Genomic DNA, 26,460 nt, shown 5'->3' with positions numbered 1-26,460 from the left:
GATTATTTTTAAACGTGTCTATGCTTCGATCTCAGTAACGATACCTGAACCAACAGTACGTCCACCTTCACGAATTGAGAATGTTGTACCATTTTCAATTGCGACTGGATGAATCAATTCTACGTCGATTGTTACGTTATCGCCAGGCATAACCATTTCTGTACCTTCTGGCAATACGATTGTACCTGTTACGTCCGTTGTACGGAAGTAGAATTGTGGACGGTAGTTATTGAAGAATGGTGTATGACGTCCGCCTTCTTCTTTTGTCAATACATAAACTTCTGCCTTGAATTTTGTATGTGGTGTGATTGAACCTGGTTTAGCAATTACTTGTCCACGTTCGATATCTTCACGTTGGATCCCACGTAGTAGTACACCTACGTTATCTCCTGCTTCACCATAATCAAGTGTTTTACGGAACATTTCAACACCTGTAACAACTGCTTTTTGAGTTTCTGGTTTGATACCAACGATTTCAATTTCATCACCAACACGAACAGCACCGCGATCGATACGACCTGATGCAACCGTACCACGACCAGTAATAGAGAAAACATCTTCCACTGGTAATAATAATGGTTTGTCAGTATCACGTTCTGGAGTTGGAATATATTCGTCAACTGTATCCATCAATTCCATGATTGCGGCTTCAGCATCTGGATCACCTTGTAAAGCTTTCAAAGCTGAACCTTTGATTACAGGTGTATCATCACCTGGGAACCCATATTCACTTAATAGTTCGCGAACTTCCATTTCAACTAAGTCGATTAATTCTTCATCATCAACTAAATCTGTTTTGTTTAAGAAAACGATTAGATATTTAACACCAACTTGACGTGATAACAAAATGTGTTCACGAGTTTGAGGCATTGGGCCATCAGTAGCAGATACTACTAAGATTGCACCGTCCATTTGAGCTGCACCGGTAATCATATTTTTAACGTAATCCGCATGTCCTGGTGCATCAATATGTGCGTAGTGACGTTTGTCTGTTTCATACTCTACGTGTGCTGTATTAATTGTAATTCCACGTTCACGTTCTTCAGGAGCTGCATCAATACTTGCATAGTCTTGAGGATTTGCTAGGCCTTTTTTCCCTAATACTGTTGTGATTGCAGCAGTTAAAGTGGTTTTACCATGATCGACGTGTCCAATGGTACCAATGTTAACGTGTGGTTTACTTCTGTCATAATGTTCTTTTGCCATAATTTACAAACCTCCTAAATAATATAGATCACTGAACTTTCAGCTCTCACGTTTTTATTATAGTCCTTTTTTTATAAAATAAAAACGAATATGTCCTCCTTACTTTTTGTAAGACTGGAACAATGATTATTATACGTCAAAATTGGTCAAAGTCAACTAAGAACACTTTCGTGTACATTCGCTTTTCTAATGTCCTTTTTTGTATAGTTTTTTATAAATAAAACTAGTTTGAGAAGATTCAATAGACGAATCACATTTTTTCAGGAATAATAGAGAACAGAGGTGAAAAATATGAAAAAAATAATTGGATTAGTTGCCCTACTAGCCGTCTTTATTGGTGGAAGTATGTTCGCTTATAATTATTTTTATGGTGGCGAAACTTACTATACTGAAATTACTACAAATGGGGAAAAGCATACTGAACGCTCTGATAACGGAGAATCCTATACCACATATACGTATAAACAAAATGCTTACAATAAAAATGGGGAAGCGAAACAAGTTACTTTAAATGAAGCGAGAGAACGTCCTTTAAAGCTAAACGCCTATTTAAAACTTAAGGTCAATCCACGTAAAGGCGTCATGAGTTGGGAAGAAGTCAAAGAAACTGATGTTCCTAAAGAAGCATTAGAAAAAATGGAGTAACGTTTCATGATCTTGAAAAAAAAAGCAGCTCAGATATATCTGAGCTGCTTTTTTTCTTGCTTTCTATTTCACTTATCGTGGAACGATCTGACTTTTCTTATAGTCGATTCAACACTTCGTCGACATTCTTGATCATTACAGAGATTGTTCCATCTGGATTGTTCACAAATTCGATCAAATCTGGGTTACGATAAACATCTACTGGAACAATCAATTCAATTCCATTAGATAATTTGAACTTTTGTTTGCCAAATTTTTTCTCTGAGATTTCTTGTACTTCTCTTACAGGAATTGCTTCTGGAACAAAACCATGTTCTTGTACTTCTTCTTTAAAAGCCATCTTAGCAGAGATATTTTCTTTGAATACTTTTTCAGCAATCATTTCGTGATCAAGACGACCTTTTTCTTCGATGGTATCGTAAACAGCTTCTTTCAAATCTGCAACCATATCAAACTCTTCCGTTTCAAATTTCTTTCCTATTTGTTTCGCCACTTTTTGGATCACTTTGACATTTTGTTCTAACGAAGGTGCTGGTACACTTTCGATCACTTTTTCTGAGAAGTACCACTCTTTTTTTCCAGAAAATTCATATTTTTTCTCCAAGAGTTCATAAGATAACTCCCGCAGATTGACTGCAATTGCTTCATCTGCTTTTTGAGATTTAGAGCCTAAAATTGCACGATTCAAGATCAATTTGTTTTCAATTCCCGTTTCATCTGCCTCAACAAAATGAGTATATGATTCACGATAGTTTACTTTTAATAGTGCTACATATAATTCTGTATCTATTTCATACATCACAATAAATACATCAGCGCTTGGTGCTTCTTCACTTTCTTGATAGATTTCATACCAGCGCGTTACGATTTCTTCACTCGCTACAATAAAATCGTCAGAAAAGTGTTGGAGACTTTTAGCAAAATCGCTGTCTTCTGCCAAATGCCCCGTTTTAGTTTGCGCAGAAGAAATTTTTTGAATTTTTTTTTGCAAAAAATCACGAATGAAGTCCTTCGTCAAGTCCAATTCTTTTTGTGAAAAAACAGGTGAACCTGTTTCACGATCAATAATATGCAAGATTGCCTTCTTTAAATAAATATCCATGTGCTCATTCCCTTCTTTTCTAGTGTACTGAAAAAATAAAAAAAAGCTAGCATCATCAAAAAGATTTTTTCTCCATATTTCTTTTCCTTTTTCGCTAGAAAAATCAAAGCACGAGGCCTTACTTTTTGTAAAAAATGCGCTAAACTAGAGAAAGAAAAGAGAAATGGAGATGTGAATATGGAAAACTTAACAAGCACGTATCGTTTAGCAAATGGTTATGAAATCCCAGTCGTTGGTTTTGGTACTTGGCAAACCCCTGATGGCGATGTAGCTGTTGCCTCTGTGAAAGAAGCATTAGCGGCTGGTTATCGTCATATTGATACAGCACAAGGTTACAAAAATGAAGAAAGTGTTGGTCAAGCAATCAAAGAAAGTGGTATTCCTAGAGAAGAGATTTTCTTAACAACGAAATTATGGAATACCAATCATAGCTATGATCTAGTAATGTCTTCCTTTGAAGAGTCTTTAGAAAAACTACAAACAGACTATCTTGATCTTTTTCTTATTCATTGGCCAAATCCAATTACCTTCCGTGAAAACTGGGAAAAAGCAAATGCTGAAACTTGGCGTGCTTTTGAAGAGTTATATGAAGCAGGTAAAATCAAAGCAATTGGTGTAAGTAATTTCTTACCTCATCATTTAGATGCTTTAGCCAAAACAGCAAGCATCATGCCAATGGTGAATCAAATTTTCTTAGCACCTGGTGAACTACAACCGGAAGTCGTGGACTATGCCCGACAACATGATATGATTCTTGAAGCTTACAGTCCTTTAGGAACGGGGAAAATTTTTGATGTTCCTGAAATGCAAACAATTGCTGAAGCCCATGGAAAAACAATCGCACAAATCTCCTTACGCTGGTCATTACAACATGGTTTTTTACCTTTACCTAAGTCGGTCACACCAAGTCGAATCAAAGAAAATACAGAATTATTTGACTTTGAATTAACTGAAACAGAAATGGCACAAATCGATTCATTAGATGGCGTCGTGGGTAAAGCTAAAAATCCTGATACAACTGAATTTTAATTGAGTAGGTGAAAGTATGAACCCTATCCAAAGATTAGAAGAATTACCCGAAGAGATTCTTCAGACATTTCATCCAGATTTTATCTTTTTGATTGAATCAGATAAAATCCAACACTTTCCAGCCAGAAATATGTCACATAATCAAAAAATCCAAGAGATCAAAAAACGCTTGGATCATTCGTTGATGGTGACTCACTGGAAAGATCATGAAATTATCTACTCACCAGAACTAAACGTTTTTGCGTTACTACCAAAAGAGTAAAGAAAGCTTGGACAAAAAATTGTCCAAGCTTTCTTTTTTGACCCTTTCTCTTCTTTTCTTATTTTTTGAGGGAAAATTTTTTATTGGTTTCCCCCCTTAATCTAAAAAAACAAAAATTTTCGACAAAAAAGAACGATTATTGGAACATTATGCGTACTTACATAAGTTTTTTCCTTTAAATCCTTTTCAATTGGCAAAATTTTTCTTATAATCGATAAGGTATGAGTGAAGGAGAGAAATCAAAAATATGAAGAAAAAACAAAAACAAAAATTATTAAATCAATTTCGTCCCTCTTTAGATGGAATTAGAAGTCAACTATTCAATTCATTAGAAGAAGAAAGTTTACGTCGTTATGGCTTACCCTTACAAGTAATGCTTGATCCAAAGAATCGTCAGATCTTAACAATTGGGTTGGCTGGAAATTCAAATGAATCCACTCGCATCAACGTGCCAATTGATGATAACTTTACGAGCGTGTTGAAACGTATTCGTTCTGGCGAAAAAGATATCTTTGAACGTTTTCGCGATAACCTATTGATCGAAATCGTTTCTTACTGGAACGACCAACGAATGAAAAACAATGAACCAACTGCTGAAGTTGTTTCAACACCAGTGGCTCCTGCTACTGAAGCGCAAGAAACAAAAGAAAAATCAGTTGCAACTGAAGAAGTCAACGTAGAACCTGTCACTGAAAAAGCGCCAGCAGCTACATCTGACTTGAACTTTGATCAGTTTGCAGCCGCTGTTGCAGAATATCCAAAATTCTATGTTGAAAAAACAGCAGATACTGCAATCATCTTTGAAAAAACAACAGATGAACCTCGTAAACTCGCTGAAATTTCAATGACAACAGTCAACGAATTTACCATTGAAAAAGCACTTGAACGAAAATACAAAGTGAAATTAACACTTGTACCATTGATTGAACAATTTGCAGCAATGCCTATTGCTAATCGCTAATAAGAAAAAAGATGACCGCCATGCGTCTATCTCTTTCGTTAGACAAAAAATCTAATGAAAGGATAGACATGGCGGTCATCTTTTCTTATCTGATTACATTTATCACAAATTTTTGATTTGTTTCTCCCGTATATGGGAAAGTAATCAACTCACCTGAAGGATCATGCACACTGCTTTTTACATCTAAATAAAGATTACTTGCACAATTTTTCAAGTAGTATACTTTGTTCTTGCCATGTTCTCCTGCTGGAATGAGTTGCCACAACCCCCTGTTACTGTCATCCGCACCTTCAATCACCACATTATATCTTGAGGTATTATAAGGCGTAGTCGCTTGTCTTAATGCAAGATGGCCATAGTCATATGTATGTATGCGATAGGCTTTTGCGTTTGAATCGTACCACATTTGCCATTTTTGATTACTACCATTGTTATTAGGGTAGATGATTCCACTATTAAAACTTTTATACCAATCAATCACTTTATTCGTGTTCAATAGTGTTTGAATCGTCACAATTGAACTAGAATATTCGCCATGTTTCTCTGGATTTTTTAGTAATCGATTATTTAGATCAATAATGGTATTCACTAATTCACTACCTGGATAGTCAGCCGCTACGATGCCCACATGTTTCACTTGATTATTTCGGATATAATTTACAGTGAATGGGTTCATTTTTTCTGCAAAACCTTTAATTTGATAAAAGAAATTTGATGCACTTAAATAATTAATATACTTAATATTATCTGTTCCTTGACTCTTTGCGGCTTTTGCCAATTGCTGTTCAATCGCCCAGCGTTTATCTGCAGGATCTGCGGGATCCCAATAATCTTGGATATCAAATTGACTTGGGTAAGGAATTCCCACACTATTTCCTAAAAAATTACGTAAAATAACAATTTTCCCTCTAGTTTCTCCCAAAGTTGGATTACTACGCCCATAATAAAAGAAGTCTTTCCAACAACTATTTTTCAGGTATTTTTCGTTTAAAACTTGATTGAATACTTGGTCACTTACTGAACTATTCTCTTGTTTTAAGCGTATATACACAACTTCGCCCGGATTTTTTCTAAGAAAGCTTGTGACGCTATTCAGGACATCTCCAAACATTGAATTTAAGTAATACACACCATGATGCATTGCAAACGAACCATTTGTTTCACACACACGTGCGTCTAAGAACCGAATGCCATTATTTAATTGCCGAGTGATGTCAATACTTTGTGTCTTAGCATATCCGAGTCCTGTACTGTTCTTGATCCCATGTGATGCTGAATCATGTGTTCCTGGGATTGACAGTTCTGATAAACGTGTATTATCTTTGAGGTCGCTCATCCAAGTTTGATTTCTTGCTCGCCCCTCCCAATAATAATCAAACATATCCGCGTCTACCTTTACAGCCGGCAAGACACAGCCCAAAAATATAACCCCTACTAACAACCATCCCCATATTTTCTTTTCCATCGCTTCTCTCCTTCGTTATTTATTTTTGTTTCCTCTTTATTTTATCACCTACCAAATCAATAACAAAAGGAATAACTTAAGTAATGTTAGTGTTCTTTAAAAAAACTGAGGCAAGAAATTTGCCTCAGTTTTTTCTATCGATCAAAAATATTTCATTCTTTTGTTTGCCGAAGTTCCGCTAATATTTTCTTCGCAATCTCTTGGTTCATTTTTTCCATACTTCTTAGTATCTGGGCCACTTGCTCGATTTCACTGCCCTTAGCACCCACTGTCATCGCTAATGCTCTTGCTTGAAGTGACATATGTCCTTTTTGGATACCATCCGTTACTAAAGCACGCAATGCTGCCAAATTTTGAGCTAGACCAACGGCTGCAATTAGTTGTGCAAGTTCTTTTGCAGAATCGACTTTTAGTAGTTCAAAAGAAGCTGCAGCTTTTGGCAACACCTTTGATGCGCCACCAACACTTGCAACTGCTAACGGTAACGTGATTTTTCCATTCAAGCCACTCTCAGTTACACGCCATTGTGTTAAACCTTCGTAGCGGCCAGTTTTAGCAGCATAAGCATGGATAGCTGCACCAGTTGCCCGAGTATCGTTACCTGTTGCTAAAATAACTGCGTCGATTCCATTCATGATTCCTTTGTTATGCGTTGCTGCACGATAAGGATCTAATTTCGCGTATTCTGCCGCTTGTTGGATTTTTTTTGCAATTTGCTCGCCCATTTGACGATCAGAAGAGAAACGCTCAAATGGAATCGTGCAACGAGCTGTCGCCAAAGATTCAGTAGCTAGATTACTTAATATACTGAATAAAATTTCTCTTTCTGGAAACCATCCACGAATTTTTGTTGCTACGCCCTCTAAAATGGCATTGACAATATTGGCTCCCATGGCATCTTTTACATCAATTAAGAAATCAATTGACAAGTAAGCTAGTTCTTCTCCTTGAAACTCACGACTTGTAATTTCCCTTACACCACCACCACGTTTCACAATTGAAGGATAGCTCTCATTTGCACACAAAATCAATTCTTCTTTACGTTCTTCAAGTGCTTGAATGATTGCTTGATACTCCGATTGACCGGCTAGAACAATTTGTCCACGCATCAATCGCTGTGGTGTTTCTGCTTTGATATTTCCGCATAGTTTCGCACCATTACTGGCTGCTGCAATCACTGAAGGTTCTTCTGTAGCCATTGGAATCCATTTTTTAACTCCATTAATTTGAAAATGTTGAGCGACTCCTAATGGAATTTCAACTTCACTGATTTGATTTTCAATCAGATGATTCGCTATTTCCTCAGGTAAAGTTTGTTGCGCAAATAGGTCGGCAGTATTCTCCGTTAACGCTCCTTCTTCAACTAACTGCTCCCGACGTTGCATTGGCGTCAGCTGATAGAACTTTTTTTTTTGCAAAGACTGCTCCTCATTCAGTTCTAAATTTGCTTCCAGCAGCATCGCTAATCCTAGCCCACCACCGATACATAATGAAGCAATTCCGTAACGCTCTTTTTCTCTTAGTAACCCGTAGCCTAAAGTTGTCAAAATTCGAGCACCACTTGCACCAATTGGATGACCTAAAGCAATACTACCACCATAAATATTTACTTTGTCACTTTCCAACTGGAGTTCCTGATTCACAACAAATGAAGAAGCTGCGAAAGCCTCGTTGATTTCAAATAAACCAATCTCTGCTAAAGAAACATCCGTTTTAGCCATCAAATGATTGATAGCAGTAATTGGCGCAATCCCCATCATTGATGGATCGATGCCAACTTCTGCTACTGCTTTGATTGTTGCTAAATAAGGAAGATCATTTGCGATAGCGTATTCTTTTGAAGCTAAGATCAATACAGAGGCTCCATCATTTAATGGTGAGGCATTTCCTGCTGTCACTGTCCCATCTTCAGCAAATACGGTACGCAGTGTTTCTAATTTTTCTATCGTGCTGTTCCCACGAACAGATTCATCTGTTGCTAGCCATTGCGATTCCGTAATTTCAATAGGGATGATTTCCTCCGTAAAAATTCCGGCTTCGGTTGCTTTAGCTGCTTTAAGTTGAGAAGCAAGTGCATATTCATCTTGTTCTTTTCTAGTCACGTGATAGTGTTGGGCAACATTTTCAGCTGTTAATCCCATATGAGTATTTGAAAAAGCATCGGTTAATCCATCGTTGACCATGCTTGAAATTGGTTCACCATAACTATTTGTTTCAGATTCATAAGATTGAAGCAAAGGTGCTCTGGACATACTTTCCGTCCCACCAGCGATAACGACTTGTGCCTCACCTAATTGGATCAATTGACGTGCCAAAATAACTGCTTTCATTCCTGAACCACATACTTCATTGACAGTCATCGCGGGTACACTTGTGGGAATCCCACTGTTGATTGAAATTTGTCTAGCAACATTTTGGCCATTACCGGCTTGCAAAACATTTCCAAAAATGACTTGATCAATTTGCTCTTTGTTGATACCAGCTTTTTTCAATAATTTTTTCGTAGTCAATGTTCCTAATTCGACAGCAGAATAACGGCTCAAGCTCCCACGGTATTTACCTATGGGGGTTCTTGCAGCATCTATAATTACGACTTCTTTCAAGTAAGCCACCTCCTACAAAAATATAACATTCTTTCAAGTAAAAACAAATAGCTCACCACTCTCGATCATTTTTTCCACTTGAAAATTTTAACAATCCTTAAATATTGTCTTTTTTATATTTCTTTTAAAGATTTTATGATACTTTATTAAAGTAAGTTTTAATTATGAGTGAAGAGGTGTTGAAATGAAAATCGGGATTGATCGTCTTTCCTTTTTTATTCCAAATTTATATTTAGACATGACTGAGCTAGCTGAAAGTCGTGGAGATGATCCTGCCAAGTATCATATTGGTATTGGACAAGATCAAATGGCGGTTAACCGCGCAACAGAAGACATCATCACTTTAGGCGCGAATGCTGCTAGTAAATTGGTTACAGACGAAGACCGTGAACAAATCGACATGGTCATCGTCGGAACAGAATCCGGTGTCGACCATTCAAAAGCAAGTGCGGTCATTATTCATCGTTTATTAAAAATCCAACCATTTGCTCGTTCTTTCGAAGTAAAGGAAGCTTGTTATGGGGGAACCGCTGCTTTACATATGGCCAAGGAATACGTCCGCAATCATCCTGAACGAAAAGTTTTAGTGATTGCCAGTGATATTGCTCGCTATGGTTTAGCAACTGGCGGAGAAGTTACTCAAGGTGTTGGAGCTGTAGCTATGATGGTCACTGCAAATCCAAGAATTCTTTCAATTGAAGATGACAGTGTCTTTTTAACGGAAGATATCTATGATTTCTGGCGCCCAGATTACAGCGAATTTCCTGTTGTTGATGGTCCGTTATCAAATGCGACATATATCGAGTCTTTCCAAAAAGTTTGGCAACAACATAAAAAACAAACTGGTTTGACCTTGGAAGACTATCAAGCATTATGCTTCCACATTCCTTATACAAAAATGGGAAAAAAAGCATTACAAAGTGTTTTAGCTGAAACAGATGAAGAAAACCAATCACGTTTATTGACCCGTTATGATGAAAGTATCCAGTATAGTCGTCGTGTTGGTAATTTATATACTGGCTCGCTTTACCTTGGTTTGATTTCCTTGCTTGAAAATTCAACAGCTTTACGTACCGGTGACCGCGTTGGGCTATTTAGTTATGGTTCTGGAGCAGTCAGCGAATTTTTTACTGGAACTTTGGAAAAAAATTACCAAGATTTCCTAGACAAAGAAGATCATCAAGCTTTATTTGATAATCGCCAACAAGTTTCTGTAGCAGAATATGAACAAATTTTTACTGAAGTTCTACCAGAGCATGGCCAACAGGCAGAATACAACAGTGACGTGCCATTTTCAATTTATAAAGTAGAAAACGATATTCGGTATTATAAAGAAATAAAATAAACAGCAAAAGCTCCATACAAATCTTTTTTGATTTGTATGGAGCTTTTGCTTTCAATTATATATACGCTAAAAAGATAAATTAGATCTATCCTTGTTAATTTTTTGGAGAACCCTCTTTTATCTGCCAAAGTAACAGCCGATAAGTTACGGTCGTTGTACTGATAAGTTCATTTTTTTTGTTAAATAACTTTTCGATTGTTTCTTTCAATTCAGCTGTCATCTCTGATTCGTAATATTCAGTCAATAATTCTCTTGAGATCGTTTCCTTGATTTGATACGTAAAGTCTTTTTTCTTAACTAAAATTTTTTTACTCTGTAAAAATGCTTCTATCTGATTACTGATAGTGGGTGTAACGTTTGGGTCTTCCACTGCTAAGCCTAACGCATCATCGATTATTGTAAAAAGATCATCTTCTGATTTGATTACTCGTACCATGACGCACCATTTTTTTGCTTTTCTCATTAGCTTTTCCACTTGTGCTGTTTCAGTAAAAGCTGGATTTGACGCTGAAAAAATCACTTCATACTGCTTCGCTGAATTCAAGAATGCATCAAACGTTTGTTTCTTGAACACCACATTTGACACTTTAGAACGTTTTGCTTTTTGTTGCGCGTACTTTAACATTGCTGCTGAAAAATCGTTTAGCTCGTACTTGCCAACCTGTTCAGCAAGTGCAGGTAGGTAACGGCCTGCCCCTCCTGCTACATCTGCTAGTGAGGCTGCAGGCAAAACAGATTCCTTAGATAAGTAATCGACAAGATCTGTGACGATTGGAGTCTGTGACTCTTCTTGAATAATGTAATATTCTTCAGCAAATTCATCCCATGCTACTTCATCCATTTTTTTCATCCTTAATTTCAAAAAAGAAGTATGCTAATCACTAGCACACTTCTTTTTATTTTTATCTAACTAGTTTGTGATTAATCAATTGCTATTCTGTTACTTTTCCATTTTGGACACGAACAATAATCAATTTTGTGATTTCCATTAAAAGAATTGTTACAACTGCCAGACCCAAACACGTCAAGACTTCTGATACGCCAAAGGCTGACGGAATAGAAAAGACTTCTTTGAGACCCGGAATCATTGTTAAGCTAAACAAAGCACTACATACAACTACCGCAAGCAAGACAACTTTATTTGAGAAGAAGCCAGCTTGGAATGCAGTTTGTGTATTGGAACGTGCTGGGAATGTTTGCAATGTACGACACCAAATCAAAGTTGTAAATGACATTGCTACGCCAAATTCAGGTGAATGTTGCATCCCTAACCACTGAGCAAAGATAACAGCGACACCAATCAAAATTCCGCGATAAGTTACTGAAATCAGCGTTCTGCCTGTAAAGATACCTGTATTTGGATCTCTAGGTGGTCGACTCATTGTCGCAGGTTCTGCTTTTTCTGTTCCTAAAGCAATCGCAGGTAAAGAGTCATTTACTAAGTTGATGAAAAGCAACTGTAGTGCCGTGAATGGATTTGACCAGTCAGCAACCAATGCAAAGATGATTGCAATGATGGCACCTAAGTTTCCAGCAAATAAATAAGCAACAGCTTTTTTGATATTATCAAACACATTACGTCCAACTTCTACCGCACTCACGATTGAAGCAAAGTTATCATCTGTTAAGACCATTGCCGCAGCATCTTTGGCAACATCTGTACCAGTTCCCATAGCAATCCCAATGTCTGCTTGTTTCAATGCAGGGGCATCGTTGACACCATCACCTGTCATCGCAGAAATATGTCCTTTTGCTTGCCAAGCGCGAACGATTCGGATTTTATTTTCAGGCGAAACACGTGCGTAAACAGTCACATTTTCTAAGATATTCATCAATTCATCTTCGGATAAAGCATCTAGTTCTGTACCAGTTAACGCTTGGTTTCCTTCTTCAAAAATGCCGATTTCCTTAGCAATTGCAACCGCAGTTGTTTTGTGGTCCCCAGTAATCATCACTGTTTTGATTCCTGCACTACGTGCTTCTTCAACAGCTTGCGTTACTTCTTTTCTTGGTGGATCAATCATTGCCAAAATCCCAACTAAAATAAGATCATTTTCGTCGTCAAATGTTAAGTCTAAGTTATCGATTGGACGATAAGCAAAAGCCAACACACGTAAAGCACGATTAGAAAACGCTTCGTTTTGATTTTGGAAGTTTGTCATCAATTCATCTGTCATCGGCACAACTTCACCATTCAACAAAACCTTTTTACTACGGTTAAAGACGATATCTGGTCCACCTTTAACTAGCAAATATTTCTCATTATCAAATGTGTGCGCCGTTGACATCAATTTACGATCTGAATCAAATGGCAACTCTGCTTCACGAGGGAAGTTTGAACGGATTTCTTGATATGGTTGATTTAATTTTTCACTAAAATCAATAAAAGCAACCTCAGTTGGATCACCCAGTTTTGTTCCGTCTTCACTGATTGAAGCATCATTTGCTAACACAGAGATTTCAATCAAGCGACGTTCATCAGCAGACCATTTTTCCGGATTATCCGTAAAGTCTCCTGAGTCACCATTGGCTAAGTAATAATCAACAACAGTCATTTTATTTTGGGTCAGAGTACCGGTTTTATCCGTACAAATAATGCTTGTTGAGCCTAATGTTTCTACTGCTGGTAACTTACGAATAATCGCATGACGTTTAGCCATTTTATTTGTTCCTAAAGATAACACGATTGTAACGATTGATTGCAAAGCTTCTGGAATTGCAGCTACAGCAACAGCTACAGCAAACATTACAGCACTGACAATATCAGCAGTTAAGTCACCAGTACCTTCACCAAGGAAAATACGTAATAGTTGGATGCCTAAAATCAACAATGATAAAGCAAGAATGGCTAAACTTAGCTTCTTACTAAATTTGTCTAGTCCACGTTGTAGTGGTGTTGTTTGTTCTGTTGTACTTTCTAACAATCCAGCCACTTGTCCGATTTCAGTGTTATTTGCAGTTGAAGTAACCAAGAATTTCCCACGGCCGTAAGTCACGATTGTTCCACTAAAGACCATATTTACACGATCACCTATCGGAACAGTATTTGTGATTTCAACAACCTCTTTTTCAGCTGCAGTCGACTCACCTGTCAACATACCTTCATCTACTTGTAACGAGCCGGCTTCGATTAAACGACCATCCGCTGGAACATAGTCTCCTGCTTCAAGTAATACTAAATCACCAACTACTAGTTCTTTTGCCGGCACTGTTTTTTCTTTACCATCGCGAATGACACGAGCATCGGGTGCCGAGAGACTTTTTAATGCTTCTAATGAACCTTCTGCCTTTTTTGCTTGTACCACACTGATAACCGAGTTAAGCATCAATACTGCAAAAATAACGAAGAATTCAACGTATTCTCCCATGATCATTTGAATAAGCGCAACAATCAGTAACACAATTACCATCGCATCTTTGAATGTTTCTAAGAATAACTTCCAAGTCGGTTTTTTTGGTGCTTCTTTCAGTTGATTTAGCCCGTCTTTTTCTAGTTTTTCTTTTGCAAGCGTCGTGCTCAAACCCTCATTTGAGCTGTGTGTTTGCTGCATCAACGAATCAATTGGTTCTTGATAGATCACTCGTTGTGCTTGTTCCTTGTTTTCCAAATTTCATCCCCCATTTAATCTTTTTGCTTCTGGCATCATTTGCCTGAAAAAAAAGAGACCCAAGACAAATCAACATTTGTCTTAGGTCTCACCATTTCATACAATACCAGAAAACCATCGGTTAACTTACTGTTGATATTATCGCAACAATTTGTTGCCGGTTACTCCCCTAAGGAGATATTCAACTGTATTATTATCCTATCGTATTAAATGACAAAAAGCAACTATTTTATTCCGTTTGTTCAGCCAATTTGCTAGATTTTCCGTAATTGAAACCAGTGGTCACGCGTAGGTTTATTTTTCGACTCATGTTATACTATCACTATTGAAATAAAGGAGGAAAATTATTTGGTAGGATTTATTGTTTCAGCAATTTATTTAATTAATGCTGTTTTTGCATTGATAACTATTTTAATCAAGCCACGCGATGTTGCAGCCATTTGGGCGTGGTTACTCGTGCTATTTGCGCTACCTGTTGTTGGTTTTGTTCTATATTTATTTTTTGGACGTGGTTTAACGGACAAGAAAAAATTCTACTTACGACAAAGTGATTTAAAGGAGCTAGAAAATTTCCAGAATTTTCGAGATGGTACCATCGAGCTCTACGATTCTCAAACAAATGAAGTCGAAAAACAAGCCTTCGTTGACTTCTTCTCATCCTTGAATCAGATGCCTTTAACTCGAAAAAATGGACTTACATTATTAACTGATGGACAAGAAAAGTTAACTTCTTTGTTAAACGATATTGAAGAGGCTAAGCACTCTATCCATATTGAGTATTACGCATTTGTAACTGACGAGATCGGCAATCAGGTTTTACGTTTATTAGAAAAGAAAGCTGCCCAAGGAGTTCAAGTTCGCCTACTATATGATGCATTTGGCTCACATGGTACAAAAGCAAAAGATTTTAATCAACTCATCGCCAATGGTGGAGAAGCGCAAACCTTTTTAACTTCTCAAGAAGCATTACTTCGTTTTCGTTTAAACTATCATGATCATCGAAAAATCGTTGTGATTGATGGAAAAATTGGGTATACTGGCGGCTTCAACATTGCCGATCAATACGTCTATACGACCAAAAAGTTCGGTTACTGGCGTGATACTCACATTCGAATTTTCGGTGCTGCTGCGTCGTTGTTGCAACTTCGATTTTTAATGGATTGGAACGTTTCCGTTTCAGAAGAAAAAAAGGTTGGCTATCATTTGGATTATTTTTTCAAGAAAGTGGACGAAAATAACGAGCAAAATGGCAATGTTGATATTCAATTAGTTTCAAGTGGTCCAAATAATGAGCGTGAACAAATCAAGTTAGCCTTTATCAAACTAATTACTTCAGCAAAAAAACGAATTTGGATTCAGACACCTTATTTGGTTCTTGACGAGAGCGTGATTGCTGCATTAAAAATTGCTTCTGCTTCAGGTGTCCATGTCAAAATCATGATTCCAAATAAACCCGATCATCCATTCATTTACCGTGCTACACAATATTACGCACGCCAATTGATTAAAGAAAACATTGAGATTTTAGTTTATGAAGCTGGTTTTTTACACGCGAAAACATTGATCATGGATGATGAAATCTGTATGGTGGGTTCCGCCAATCAAGATATCCGCAGTTATCGTCTAAACTTTGAAACCAGTGCAGTCATTTATGACCATGAATTTTTAGAACAACTTTCTGATAAATTTCTTGAAGATGAAGAAAACTGTTCTACTATGACAACAGAAACAGTCAAAGAAATGTCTACCTGGCTGTTATTCAAACAACAAATTTCCCGACTACTATCACCTATTTTATAAAAAAGACAAAATAAAAAAAGCAATCCAACAAATCGACGTATCTTATCGTGAAACCATTGATTGGTTCACCCTTCGTCAATTGTTGTTGATTGCTTTTTTATTTTCTATTTTATTTTACTACTAACACATTGCATGGTGCGTGGTTCACGACATATGCGGTAGTTGATCCTACTAAGACACGTTCCACTGCGTTTAACCCAGTTGATCCCATAATAATCAAGTCAATTGGTTCTTTTGACTCATTGAAGTTAGCAATAAGTGTTTTAGGATAACCATAAAGGATATACGTTTCAATATCTGTCCACCCTTTTTCAATTGCTAAATTCCGATGAGCTTTCATTTGATTTTCTGCTACTTCATCGAGCTCTGCTTGTAAATTAGTTGTTACAAACGCAAAATCACCAAAATAATTTCCTGTTACTTCATTAACATATAAGATGTGCAAAGTTGCTTGGTTTCGTTTCGCAATCGCAATTGCTTCAAGAAATGCCTTTTCTGCTTTTTCTGAGCCGTCAATTGCAACCAAAATATTTTGATATGTGTTCGTCATTGTAAACGCCTCCCTTTTCTTAAGTTTATCACTGTTCTTTTCTTGGGACAACCAATGTGGTCACGATTTAATCACCAAGATCAAAACGCAAATTCATGTGTGTAGCTCCCTTTTCAAGCATTTTGCCTAATAAGGCAACTGTTCGATCATAGCATTCTTCTGCAAGCTGTTGGTTGATTTCTTCTAAATAGCCAGTGCTAAAACTCTTTGTTGCTTGTGCATCAGCTAGCAACTGTTTATTTCTAAAAGAAGCCATACTTTCTTGTTCATAGTCCGCATAAATATCGGTAAATCGGTCGTAATCATAGTCACCAATCAATGCTGCCATACAGAATAACCAATAAGGATGATTAAAATCGAAGCTAGTCGACGTGTCTGAATAACGTGCAGGTGTTTGTTCAACATTGGTATAAAAAGGAACCAACACGTTAAATGTATTCGGTCCAAATGCCAGCCATTGAATACCAGAAATTGATTTAGGAACATCATTTCGCAATTGCAAAATATGGCATTGGATATTACGATTGATGCCAATTGGTCGGAAGCTTTTCCTTTGTTGCTCTGTTCCTGTGCCATACACATCAAACACGGTATCTTGATAATGTGAACTCAAAACAAATTTGATCTCTTCAACTGATATTTTTCGATTTGCATAGCAAATGAACGGCAGATTGTCATCCATTGGATCTTGTACGATTTCTGGCGTGAAATACTTTTGACCATACCAAGCACGTGGATTATTATAATGATGATCTTTGATTGTGGCACTCCCAAAAATATGACGTAAATTAAGTGTTTCTTCTGGATTAGGATTCAAGTGATAGCTTTCAATTAACTCGACTAAATCTTCAGAGCACATGGTATTTTCTGAATCAACCTCAAAAATATCGATATTCATTCGATTTGGTGCAATCACATACGCTTCATCAGGAATCTTGATTGCTGCCCAATGATGACCACCGATTGTTTCAAAATACCAGATTTCGTCATTATCTGAAAAAGCGAGAGCATTTGGTTCATAGGTTCCATACTCTTCTAATAACCGTCCTAGTCGTATAACTCCTTCGCGCGCGCTAGTAATATAAGGTAAAACAATTGTTAACAAATCTTCTTCCCCGATACCATTTTCGACATAAGGATCTACACCCAAAATTCGTGAATTTGAGGTAATAGTTTCCGTTGCTGTCATTGCCACATTCACTTGATTGATTCCTGCTTCGCCCCAAATTCCGATTGAATCATCGGCATTCGGTGTGGCTGTGTATCGTAAAGGATTATCAGGCAGAGGAATTGATACATGACTAATCTTGGACTCATAGACTTTAGGTTGAGCTTCTGGTTGGACAACAATAAAACGTTTGGGTTCGATTGCTTTCTCACTATCTTCATTTCGAGCAATCATTGTTGACCCATCGATGCTCGCTTTTTTCCCAACTAAAATCGTTGTACACGAACTTTTTACTTTGTTTCGCATATTTTTCACTTCTTTCTCATTTGCTCTAGTATTAGTCTACTGCGAATAATCTCAGAAGTGAAATGATAGCCTAGCAAAAACTAAAACTGGAGAAAATCTTTGAGCGTTTCTCCAGTTTCTCACATGCCTAACTTATCCAGTCAATTGCTCAATCAAATCCATGCTCATCAGCTACTTGTTTAAACCAATGACCAGATTTCTTAATTGTACGCGCTCCTTCTTTCTCTAAATCGACAGCGATGAAGCCGTAACGATTCTTATACGCATTTGTCCAAGACCAATTATCCATGCACGTCCACATATGATAACCAACACAATTGCTTCCTTCCTCAATTGCTTGATGAACATATTTCAAATGATCTTTAACGAATTCGATACGGTAATCATCTTCGATCATACCAAACTCATTCACAAATCGTTCTTCTCCTTCGACGCCCATACCATTTTCCGAGATAAAACATTTGATATTCCCATAGTTTTTTCGTGTATTCGTTAAAATATCATAGATTCCCTTTTCATAAATTTCCCAACCACGATAAGGATTCATTTTTCTACCTGGCATTTCATAATTGTCAAAGAAATCATCTGGCATTGGTGAGGATAGCTTATCCGGTGTTGATTCTTTTGCTTTGATTCGACGTGGTTGATAGTAATTGATTCCTAATAAGTCAACAGTGTTCTCCTTTATCAAAGTTAAATCTCCCGGAACAATCTCAGGAAGCAAGTTTAAATTTCGAATAATTTTAACTAGATCTTCTGGAAATTCTCCTTTGACAGCTGGATCCAAAAATGAACGATTAAAAAAAGCATCCGCAATTTTTGCTGCTTTGACATCTTCTGGATTACCATTATCTCTTGGGTAACTTGGCGTCAAATTTAAAATAATTCCAATTTCTCCTGCCAGTCCCATTTGATGGTAAGCTTGAATTGCCTTAGCACTTGCAATATTTTCATGATAACCAACTTGGACTGCTTCCTTTAAACTAATGTGATTTGGAAAATGGAACTGATACAAATACCCGCCCTCAACAGGAACAATCGGTTCATTATGCGTGAACCAAGTTTGAACAAGATCTCCAAACAACTCAAAACAGTTTTTCGCATAGCTCACATAGGCATCTACTGTTTCACGATTCAACCACCCTCCATTTTTCTGTAAAGCTAAAGGCATATCAAAATGATATAAATTTACAAATGGTTCTATTCCGTTTTCTCGTAATTCTTGAAAATATTCTCGATAAAAAGCAACCGCCGTTTGATTGATATTACCCGTTCCATTTGGAAATAATCGACTCCATTGAATAGATGTTCTAAATGAATTATGACCTGTTTCTTTCATTAACTGAATGTCTTCTTTGTATTTTGTGTAAACCTGCGATGTTTTATCTGGTCCAACCTCATTAAAAAATTTTTCAGGTTCTTTTGCATACCAGTAATCCCAAATATTTTCACCTTTACCGTCTCCAGCAATGCGTCCTTCTGTTTGTGGGCCACTGGCAGCAGATCCCCACCAAAAATTAGTTGGAAAGTTATATTTTTTCATGTTAAAGGTCCTCACTTTTCAATTGATAACGCCATCTTATCCGACAATCAAATAAAAATCAATACTTTTTATACAAATGACTAGACATTTGTATAAATCGGTGCTATATTTTGTTTGTAATCGATTGCAAAAAAATTAGAGGTGAAAAATATGAATGGATTTATGGACAAACTTTCCGAAAAAATCATGCCCTTAGCCAATATTTTAGGGCAAAATCGTTACTTGACCGTTTTACGTGATGCCTTTATGCTTTCTTTTCCATTAACAATGTTTGGTTCAATAGTCGTGGTGATCAATAATCTTCCTTTTTTCAATGACGCGACTAAAGGAACGCTATCGACTCTCTTTGGAAATGGACAGAATGCGACAATGAGTATCATGTCCGTATTTGTTACATTTGGTATTGGCTATTATTTATCTAAATCTTATGACGTCGATGGCATTTTTGGCGGTGCTGTTTCGTTTGCTAGCTTCTTGATTCTTACCCCATTTGTTATGACTACAACAAATGGTGAAGAAGTTTCCGGTGTACTTACACTTGATCGCCTAGGTGCAAAAGGAATGTTTATTGGAATGATTGCTGCCTTCTTAGCAGCGGAAATCTATTGCCGGATTACAAAACGTGGTTGGCAAATCAAAATGCCTGACGGCGTGCCACCTGCAGTGACGAAGTCTTTCGCTGCTTTGATTCCTGCTGTTGTAACATTAACAGTCTTCTTATTTATCAATGCACTTGTGACTGGTATATTTAACACTAACTTACACGATGTTATTTACGAAGTAATCCAAAAACCTTTAACAGGACTTGGTAGTAGCTTACCTGCAACCCTACTTGCTTTATTTTTTGTTCAATTTCTATGGTTCTTCGGACTTCATGGACAAATTATTGTCAATTCTGTAATGGATCCAATTTGGAATACTTTAATGTTAGATAACTTGGAAGCCTATCAAGCTGGTAAAGAACTTCCTCACATTATCACAAAACCTTTCATGGAAACATTTACTGTTGGTCTCGGCGGATCTGGAATGACATTAGCCGTGGTTTTGATTATGGCGTTCTTCTTAAAGAAAAAGCAATATCGTGACGTTGGTCGGCTTGCCCTTGCACCTGGTATTTTTAATGTCAACGAACCTGCTATTTTCGGCTTACCAATTGTTTTAAACGCAACGATTTTGATACCATGGGTAATTGCACCACTTGTGGTTACTACATTGAATTATTTAGTAATGGCAGCTGGGATCGTTCCTCCTCCAACAGGTGTATCTGTACCATGGACTGTTCCCATTGTCGCTAGTGGTATTCTTGCAACTAATTCATGGCTAGGTGGTCTTTTACAAGTGATTGATTTCATTGTTGTTGGACTCATTTGGTATCCATTCCTGAAAGTTTTAGATAAACAACCAGTGACTGACATTTAAAAAACAACATGAAGACCAAAACATTGGATAGTTTCTAATGAGTTTGGTCTTTTTCTTTTTACTTCTCTCTTCTAGCAGTTGTCCGTTGTTCCAACTTTCGCTATACTCAAAGAGAGGTGAATGTTGTGCCAAAATATGAAGATATAGCGAACACGTTAAGAGATCGTATTCGCTCAAAAAAATACCCACCAGATAGTTTTTTACCAAATCAAACTGACCTAGTAAAAGAATTTGACGCTAGCCGAATGACAATCAAAAAAGCAATCAATATTCTCGCAATGGAAGGACTTGTCTATTCTCAAAGAGGTTCTGGAACAAAAGTTTTGAACCATCCTTTTTTCAAAAAAGATACTTCCCCAGCAAATGAATATGAAGGGCTTAGTCATCAAATGGCGCGACGTCAACAGTCTTTGGCTAGTCAAATTATCCAGTTTGATGTTGAATTTCCAAATGAACAAATACAAGAGCATTTAATGATTCAACCTGAACAACCTGTTTATAATATTCAACGATTACGAATTTTAGAAAATGAACCATATATTTTAGAGCATACCTATATGCCTGTCCATCTAGTTCCCGGTTTAAAACGAGAGCACTTGTTATCTTCTATCTATGATTATTTACATCAATCTTTAAATATTTTTTTTGCTGGTGCTTACCGAACAATTTCTGCAGATAAAAGCACAGAGTTCGATCAAGAATACTTAAATTGTTCTGCAACTGATCCTATTTTAGAAGTTCAACAAATCGTTTATTTAAAAGATGGCCAACCAATTGAATATTCAACAAGTCGCAATCGTTTTGATGTACGTAGCTATTCTATTTTAGATGTTCAATCAAATTAAAAACGGACCCAACATGGGTACCGTTTTTTATTTTGTTAAAAGGACAGAATAATTGCATTATCTGTGGATTCTTACTATACTTGTAAAAATAAAACTTACTTTTTGTAAGTGTATTTCGGAGGAATAATTATGGATACACAGATTAAAGGTCTACATCACGTTACTGCTATGACTTCCAATGCAACCAAAATTTATCGTTTTTTTACTGATATTTTGGGACTACGACTGGCAAAGAAAACCGTTAATCAAGATGACATCGAAACTTATCATTTATATTTTACCGATGAAAATGGTGCACCTGGAACAGATATGACTTTTTTTGACTTTCCTTATCAATCTAAAGGCTCTAAAGGAACAAACAGTATTTCTCGTGTCTCTTTCCGTGTTCCCAACGACTCTGCACTAAATTTTTGGCATGAACGTTTATCAAAGTATCAAATCACTCACTCAAATATCAAGGAACGCTTTGGTAAAAAATACCTGGAATTTGAAGACTTCGATAACCAATCCTATCAATTGATTTCAGATCAACAAAATCATGGAGTTGCTGCTGGCACGCCTTGGAAAAAAAGTAATGTCCCTACTCAATTTGCACTGATCGGACTTGGTCCAGTTTTTGTTCGAGTCAGCCAATTACAAAGTATTGAACACATTCTCAAAACATTACTTGGATTTCATGAAACTGCTAAAGAAGGAAATTTCCATCAATTTGAAGTTGGTGAAGGTGGAAATGGTGCCACTATTGTTGTTGAGGTCCGCAATGATTTACCCAATGCAATCGAAGGTTTTGGGAATATTCATCACCTTGCACTTCGAGTTGCTGATAAACAAGCTTTACGCCACTGGATTCAAAAAATTCAACAAGTAGAATTACCTGATTCTGGTTTTGTTGATCGTTTTTATTTTCAATCTGAATACTTTTTAGCCTCTTCACATGTACTTTTTGAATTGGCAACAGATGGTCCTGGTTTTTTTGAAGATGAAAGAAAAGAACATGCGGGAGAAAAGCTATCTTTACCACCCGCTTTTGAAGAAAAACGGCTAGCTATGGAAGAAATAGTTCGACCTTTTGATACAAGCGATGCGAATATACAACGTTAACAGAATAACAATAACTCGAGGTGAGCAATATGAACTACATTTTTGAGCAAGGAACAAAAAATGCAGCAAAATTTATTCTATTACATGGTACAGGTGGAGATGAATATTCTTTACTTGAACTTGCGAGGTATATTGATCCAGACAGCACAATTTTATCTTTTCGTGGAAACATCCAAGAAAATGGAATGAATCGTTTCTTTAAGCGACATGGTCTCAATCAATTCGATCTCAATAATTTAGAAAATGAAACAGATAGCTTACTAAAGCAAATTAAAGAGATTAGTACGGAAGAAAACATTCCTTTAGAAGACTGGATACTACTTGGTTATTCTAACGGAGCAAACATCGCTGCCCATCTATTACTAGAAAGAGAACATGAGCTATCGAAGGGAATCTTTTTTCACCCAATGTCACTTGGCACAAACAATCACTCGACTGATGGAAAAAAACAAATGGTCTGGCTTTCGTATGGAAAGGAGGACCCCATTGTTTCGAAAGAATCTTTTGATGAACTAGTAAACGCATTTGAAAGTAGTGGTAGTCATTCTTCGGTCTATTCTTTCAATCAAGGTCACGAGTTGACAATGGCAGAGCTAAAATCAGCAAAAACATGGTTGAACAATTTAAGACATAGAATACAAAAAGATTGATTTTGGTACTTTGGGCATTAACGATTAAAGAATATCAAGAGTCTTGTCTCTAAGTTTTCATCGCTGTTGTCCGTTTTAAGTTTTTATTAGCAATCACACGCTTGATAAATATACTGACAGTATGACAAATGTAATTTCAGTAGATTGTGGCTAATTTAATGTAAGGAGGAAATCTGCCTAGTATGAAAAAATAGGTATTTCCTCCTTTTAGCTTTCAATCACCTTTGATAAGTTGTCCTACTTCTTGCCTACTATTTCATGCCACAGATAGTGGGGGTATTTTTGTAAACATATAAACAAAAGAAGTGTATAAACATAAACATGGTAAAATAGAGTTAACATTAAATTTCACTAGGAGGATAAATAATGATTATTTTAATATCAGGTGCTTCCCATACCGGAAAAACATTACTTTCTCAAAAGCTACTTGAAAAAGTCAACTATCCATACTTATCGTTAGACCACTTAAAAATGGGATTAATTCGGAGCGATAATACGAAGTTTACCGTAGAAGATGATAAAGTTATGACTGAATACCTATGGAATATAACGAAAGAGATAATTAAGACAGCAATTGAAAATAAACAAAACCTAATAATTGAAGGCGTCTATATACCTTTCAATTGGAAAGATTCATTTGATGATTCATATTTATCATCCATTAAACATTATTGTTTGATATTAAGTCAAGATTATATAAAAAAGAATTTTTCGGAAATCAAAAAATATGCAAGTACAATCGAGCAAAGAATTGATGATTCTTATTGTACAAGTAGTTCAACCTTAGAAGATAACATATTTAACCTAGAGATGTGCAAAAAATTTAAATGTAACTATATTCTAATTGACACCACCTATAACATCCAAAAAATTGTTGATAAAATCCAATTCTAACCAGCTAGTTCTTATAAAAAAAGTCCCTCCAATTACAAATATTGAAGGGAATTTTATAGATACGAAAAGAATGGTTTCAACCAATGAGACTCTTAAATTTTCAATTATGATAAATAAAGACAAAGAAATCAAATCACTAGAAAACCAAAGGTATTTTTCATAGCTCAAGGTTAGATACTAAATCCACACCACCCAACGAGTAAGACACTTAAATTTACCATGTATAGCAGATACCCCAAATTTGAAAGGTATAAATCATAGCTGGCAATCGTACCAGACCAAAGGTAAGTTGCTTATCCTCGGGTATCAGCAATGAGGCAGCTTCTGCTCTCACCACTACCACTGCAATCCATTGGTACGACCGACTTTTCACCTACCAAAAGACCAAATTTCTTGGTACACTTGGCTTTCAGCTATTTTGATCACTGAATAACGTATTACTGGGAAGCGTAGTATCCACCTTTCCTACTTCTATCACGCTATTAGTCATACTTGGGGTACTTACTAGCTACTTATATTAATAAATATTTAGTAGTCCTTTACACAAGAAAACATTTCTTAATGAATTGAGCTTTGCGGTTAACTGGTACACTGATACACCAACTGTAGATGAAGACAACAGAGCTTTACTTGAACAAACCATTACTGATGCCAAACCTTACTTGAATAAAGACAAGTATCAATCACACTATGTGGACGCTCTTGACCAAGCAATCAAAGCAGGTGAACAAGCATTAGCTGATAATCCGCAAGTACAGTCTTCGTCCTTTATTTGCAAACACTTCTACTGAAACAATCTTTCAACCACATATTGAGGCAATCAATACTACCTTAGCTGCTGTGAAAGCACACCCCGTAGTACCACAGGATAGTACAGATGATTCAACCAATACGACTGATACTAGCACAAGTGATTCTAGTAGTACAAAGAGAATTGAATGAAAAACTAATATAAAAGTACTAAGAATGGCTATATAGAGCTATTCCTAGTGCTTTTTAATTTGAATGATAGCTATATGAACTCCCTGTACTTGTTTCTATCTAACATGGGGGTATCTTGCCGAGTAGAATACTTAGAGAAGTTAAATAACGGTGAGTCAGTGGTGGAATAAAAGTAAACAGGAGTCCTTTTAAGATTTTGGCACCTCGGAAATCCTTTACTGACAAAGCTTGGCTTCTTTGTTGCAATAGAATAGGAGCTATTTTTCTAGTTCCTGCAAATATAACGAATAAAGGAGACCATTATTATGGCAAAAAGACAAACGACTAACGTACATTCAAACGTACTCAGACAGGTACAGGATACCCTCTTAGACAGCTTCAAAGCTGGACGTAGAAACTACACCATCTTTTCAAGCTTGGCAAAGCAACAAGGACATGGATTGTAGATATTTCAGATGGTTTTAACCCTGTTACTGGCAAGCGTAATCGATTTATCAAACGTCAAAGACCCTATCACAGGCAAGCTAATCGTATGTATCATCAAACGAAATATCCCTACTCGCAAAGAAGCAATCGAGCTAGAAAATCATCTAAGAGTTACTCAATTAGGCGATACCTCTTTTGCCTCAAGTATCATGTCAATGGATATGTTATATGCATTGGTGGTAGAAATAGACACAGAGGAACAAAGAAAAGAAAGCTACATGGCGACACAAAAGTATAACTACAATCGGATACATCAAAACCTATTTTGCAAAAGCAAAGATAGAAAAACTGACGCACAAAAAGCTAAAAACTTTTCTTCCCTTTCAGACAAGGGCTTGTCTAATAACACAATCAATAAACTCATGATTCAGATGAAGAAATTACTTGATGTTGCAGTGAAACATGGGGTACTAAAAGAAAATCCATGCCAACAACTGAAAAAGTTACCAGTCAAAAAGAAAAAAATGGACTACTGGACACCAACGGAATTTCAAGAATTCATGACGCTTTTTACCCCAGAATAGTACCCT

Annotated in this window: 21 protein-coding genes and 3 pseudogenes; 15 read left to right on the top strand and 9 right to left on the bottom strand. The window is 36.7% G+C overall.

From position 1 onward, the window contains the following. Positions 1 to 18: 18 nt before the first annotated feature. A complete protein-coding gene (tuf, locus tag AC4BC3_RS04545) occupies positions 19 to 1,206 on the bottom strand; it encodes an elongation factor Tu (protein WP_010719593.1) in 1,188 nt (395 codons plus the stop codon). 291 nt (positions 1,207 to 1,497) lie between these two features. On the opposite strand from tuf, the gene AC4BC3_RS04540 reads away from it, so the two are divergent. Next, positions 1,498 to 1,851, top strand: a complete 354-nt coding sequence (locus AC4BC3_RS04540; protein ID WP_206909982.1) for a YxeA family protein — start codon at positions 1,498 to 1,500, stop codon at positions 1,849 to 1,851. A 97-nt stretch (positions 1,852 to 1,948) separates the two neighbouring features. Here the strand turns inward: AC4BC3_RS04540 and AC4BC3_RS04535 are convergent, their stop codons facing one another. Further along, complete coding sequence (locus tag AC4BC3_RS04535; RefSeq protein ID WP_490467085.1) at positions 1,949 to 2,953, bottom strand: nucleoid-associated protein; 1,005 nt, start codon at positions 2,951 to 2,953, stop codon at positions 1,949 to 1,951. 177 nt (positions 2,954 to 3,130) lie between these two features. Between AC4BC3_RS04535 and AC4BC3_RS04530 the strand changes: the two genes are divergently transcribed. From AC4BC3_RS04530 to AC4BC3_RS04515, 4 genes and pseudogenes are all read left to right on the top strand, one after another. Then, positions 3,131 to 3,982: an aldo/keto reductase gene (locus AC4BC3_RS04530; protein WP_206909978.1), complete on the top strand. Its 852-nt coding sequence runs from the start codon at positions 3,131 to 3,133 to the stop codon at positions 3,980 to 3,982. 16 nt (positions 3,983 to 3,998) lie between these two features. Further along, positions 3,999 to 4,244, top strand: coding sequence for a hypothetical protein (locus AC4BC3_RS04525; protein ID WP_206909976.1), 246 nt, complete (start codon positions 3,999 to 4,001; stop codon positions 4,242 to 4,244). 247 nt (positions 4,245 to 4,491) lie between these two features. After that, positions 4,492 to 4,867 (top strand): annotated as a pseudogene (locus tag AC4BC3_RS04520) (hypothetical protein); the annotation flags it as partial. 110 nt (positions 4,868 to 4,977) lie between these two features. Beyond that, a pseudogene (locus AC4BC3_RS04515) lies at positions 4,978 to 5,205 on the top strand (hypothetical protein); the annotation flags it as partial. 85 nt (positions 5,206 to 5,290) lie between these two features. Here the strand turns inward: AC4BC3_RS04515 and AC4BC3_RS04510 are convergent. Together AC4BC3_RS04510 and AC4BC3_RS04505 are read right to left on the bottom strand one after the other, a co-directional pair. Beyond that, positions 5,291 to 6,670, bottom strand: coding sequence for a phosphatidylinositol-specific phospholipase C domain-containing protein (locus AC4BC3_RS04510; RefSeq protein ID WP_490467084.1), 1,380 nt, complete (start codon positions 6,668 to 6,670; stop codon positions 5,291 to 5,293). A gap of 152 nt (positions 6,671 to 6,822) precedes the next feature. Beyond that, positions 6,823 to 9,273: a hydroxymethylglutaryl-CoA reductase, degradative gene (locus AC4BC3_RS04505; protein ID WP_490467083.1), complete on the bottom strand. Its 2,451-nt coding sequence runs from the start codon at positions 9,271 to 9,273 to the stop codon at positions 6,823 to 6,825. Between the two features lie 184 nt (positions 9,274 to 9,457). Here AC4BC3_RS04505 and AC4BC3_RS04500 point away from each other — a divergent pair, with 184 nt between their 5' ends. Next, positions 9,458 to 10,618, top strand: coding sequence for a hydroxymethylglutaryl-CoA synthase (locus tag AC4BC3_RS04500; RefSeq protein WP_490467082.1), 1,161 nt, complete (start codon positions 9,458 to 9,460; stop codon positions 10,616 to 10,618). A 94-nt stretch (positions 10,619 to 10,712) separates the two neighbouring features. On the opposite strand, the gene AC4BC3_RS04495 is transcribed toward AC4BC3_RS04500, so the two are convergent. Both AC4BC3_RS04495 and AC4BC3_RS04490 read right to left on the bottom strand, forming a co-directional pair. After that, positions 10,713 to 11,459: a class I SAM-dependent methyltransferase gene (locus AC4BC3_RS04495; protein WP_490467081.1), complete on the bottom strand. Its 747-nt coding sequence runs from the start codon at positions 11,457 to 11,459 to the stop codon at positions 10,713 to 10,715. Positions 11,460 to 11,550: 91 nt separating this feature from the next. After that, on the bottom strand, positions 11,551 to 14,226 hold the full coding sequence (locus tag AC4BC3_RS04490) for a cation-translocating P-type ATPase (protein WP_206909969.1): 2,676 nt from the start codon (positions 14,224 to 14,226) through the stop codon (positions 11,551 to 11,553). 348 nt (positions 14,227 to 14,574) lie between these two features. On the opposite strand from AC4BC3_RS04490, the gene cls reads away from it, so the two are divergent. Next, positions 14,575 to 16,026, top strand: coding sequence for a cardiolipin synthase (gene cls, locus AC4BC3_RS04485; protein WP_206909967.1), 1,452 nt, complete (start codon positions 14,575 to 14,577; stop codon positions 16,024 to 16,026). 109 nt (positions 16,027 to 16,135) lie between these two features. Here cls and AC4BC3_RS04480 read toward each other — a convergent pair whose 3' ends face one another. From AC4BC3_RS04480 to AC4BC3_RS04470, 3 genes are all read right to left on the bottom strand, one after another. After that, entirely contained in the window at positions 16,136 to 16,576 is a 441-nt protein-coding gene (locus AC4BC3_RS04480) for a universal stress protein (RefSeq protein ID WP_490467080.1), read from the bottom strand. A 67-nt stretch (positions 16,577 to 16,643) separates the two neighbouring features. Then, positions 16,644 to 18,050, bottom strand: a complete 1,407-nt coding sequence (locus tag AC4BC3_RS04475; RefSeq protein WP_490467079.1) for a C69 family dipeptidase — start codon at positions 18,048 to 18,050, stop codon at positions 16,644 to 16,646. A 148-nt stretch (positions 18,051 to 18,198) separates the two neighbouring features. After that, positions 18,199 to 19,593: a glycoside hydrolase family 1 protein gene (locus AC4BC3_RS04470; RefSeq protein WP_490467078.1), complete on the bottom strand. Its 1,395-nt coding sequence runs from the start codon at positions 19,591 to 19,593 to the stop codon at positions 18,199 to 18,201. A gap of 150 nt (positions 19,594 to 19,743) precedes the next feature. Here AC4BC3_RS04470 and celB point away from each other — a divergent pair, with 150 nt between their 5' ends. From celB to AC4BC3_RS04430, 8 genes and pseudogenes are all read left to right on the top strand, one after another. Then, positions 19,744 to 21,012, top strand: a complete 1,269-nt coding sequence (gene celB / locus AC4BC3_RS04465) for a PTS cellobiose transporter subunit IIC (protein WP_490467077.1) — start codon at positions 19,744 to 19,746, stop codon at positions 21,010 to 21,012. 125 nt (positions 21,013 to 21,137) lie between these two features. Further along, a complete protein-coding gene (locus tag AC4BC3_RS04460; protein ID WP_206909956.1) occupies positions 21,138 to 21,857 on the top strand; it encodes a UTRA domain-containing protein in 720 nt (239 codons plus the stop codon). Positions 21,858 to 21,986: 129 nt separating this feature from the next. After that, on the top strand, positions 21,987 to 22,958 hold the full coding sequence (locus tag AC4BC3_RS04455) for a ring-cleaving dioxygenase (RefSeq protein ID WP_490467076.1): 972 nt from the start codon (positions 21,987 to 21,989) through the stop codon (positions 22,956 to 22,958). Positions 22,959 to 22,987: 29 nt separating this feature from the next. Next, positions 22,988 to 23,608: an alpha/beta hydrolase gene (locus AC4BC3_RS04450; protein ID WP_490467075.1), complete on the top strand. Its 621-nt coding sequence runs from the start codon at positions 22,988 to 22,990 to the stop codon at positions 23,606 to 23,608. A 366-nt stretch (positions 23,609 to 23,974) separates the two neighbouring features. Then, entirely contained in the window at positions 23,975 to 24,502 is a 528-nt protein-coding gene (locus tag AC4BC3_RS04445; protein ID WP_490467074.1) for an adenylate kinase, read from the top strand. Positions 24,503 to 25,068: 566 nt separating this feature from the next. Beyond that, positions 25,069 to 25,293, top strand: a complete 225-nt coding sequence (locus tag AC4BC3_RS04440) for a hypothetical protein (RefSeq protein ID WP_490467073.1) — start codon at positions 25,069 to 25,071, stop codon at positions 25,291 to 25,293. 456 nt (positions 25,294 to 25,749) lie between these two features. Then, positions 25,750 to 25,931, top strand: a pseudogene (locus AC4BC3_RS04435) (hypothetical protein); the annotation flags it as partial. Next, positions 25,900 to 26,454 (top strand): phage integrase SAM-like domain-containing protein, encoded by a 555-nt coding sequence (locus AC4BC3_RS04430; protein ID WP_490467072.1) that lies wholly within the window; start codon positions 25,900 to 25,902, stop codon positions 26,452 to 26,454. The pseudogene AC4BC3_RS04435 and the gene AC4BC3_RS04430, both read left to right, overlap by 32 nt. Positions 26,455 to 26,460 lie beyond the last annotated feature (6 nt).

This window comes from Enterococcus sp. AAFC-DPL-6103 (assembly GCF_058216595.1).
The sequence above is the reverse complement of the archived record's forward strand: the minus strand, read 5'-3'. Positions and strand labels throughout refer to the sequence as shown.

Excerpts from the sequence above, each read along its gene's own strand:
- tuf (WP_010719593.1), bottom strand. The coding sequence starts at position 1,206 with ATGGCAAAAGAACATTATGACAGAAGTAAACCACACGTTAACATTGGT.
- AC4BC3_RS04540 (WP_206909982.1), top strand. The coding sequence starts at position 1,498 with ATGAAAAAAATAATTGGATTAGTTGCCCTACTAGCCGTCTTTATTGGT.
- AC4BC3_RS04535 (WP_490467085.1), bottom strand. The coding sequence starts at position 2,953 with ATGGATATTTATTTAAAGAAGGCAATCTTGCATATTATTGATCGTGAA.
- AC4BC3_RS04530 (WP_206909978.1), top strand. The coding sequence starts at position 3,131 with ATGGAAAACTTAACAAGCACGTATCGTTTAGCAAATGGTTATGAAATC.
- AC4BC3_RS04525 (WP_206909976.1), top strand. The coding sequence starts at position 3,999 with ATGAACCCTATCCAAAGATTAGAAGAATTACCCGAAGAGATTCTTCAG.
- AC4BC3_RS04510 (WP_490467084.1), bottom strand. The coding sequence starts at position 6,670 with ATGGAAAAGAAAATATGGGGATGGTTGTTAGTAGGGGTTATATTTTTG.
- AC4BC3_RS04500 (WP_490467082.1), top strand. The coding sequence starts at position 9,458 with ATGAAAATCGGGATTGATCGTCTTTCCTTTTTTATTCCAAATTTATAT.
- AC4BC3_RS04495 (WP_490467081.1), bottom strand. The coding sequence starts at position 11,459 with ATGGATGAAGTAGCATGGGATGAATTTGCTGAAGAATATTACATTATT.
- AC4BC3_RS04480 (WP_490467080.1), bottom strand. The coding sequence starts at position 16,576 with ATGACGAACACATATCAAAATATTTTGGTTGCAATTGACGGCTCAGAA.
- AC4BC3_RS04475 (WP_490467079.1), bottom strand. The coding sequence starts at position 18,050 with ATGCGAAACAAAGTAAAAAGTTCGTGTACAACGATTTTAGTTGGGAAA.
- AC4BC3_RS04470 (WP_490467078.1), bottom strand. The coding sequence starts at position 19,593 with ATGAAAAAATATAACTTTCCAACTAATTTTTGGTGGGGATCTGCTGCC.
- celB (WP_490467077.1), top strand. The coding sequence starts at position 19,744 with ATGAATGGATTTATGGACAAACTTTCCGAAAAAATCATGCCCTTAGCC.
- AC4BC3_RS04455 (WP_490467076.1), top strand. The coding sequence starts at position 21,987 with ATGGATACACAGATTAAAGGTCTACATCACGTTACTGCTATGACTTCC.
- AC4BC3_RS04450 (WP_490467075.1), top strand. The coding sequence starts at position 22,988 with ATGAACTACATTTTTGAGCAAGGAACAAAAAATGCAGCAAAATTTATT.
- AC4BC3_RS04445 (WP_490467074.1), top strand. The coding sequence starts at position 23,975 with ATGATTATTTTAATATCAGGTGCTTCCCATACCGGAAAAACATTACTT.
- AC4BC3_RS04430 (WP_490467072.1), top strand. The coding sequence starts at position 25,900 with ATGGTTTTAACCCTGTTACTGGCAAGCGTAATCGATTTATCAAACGTC.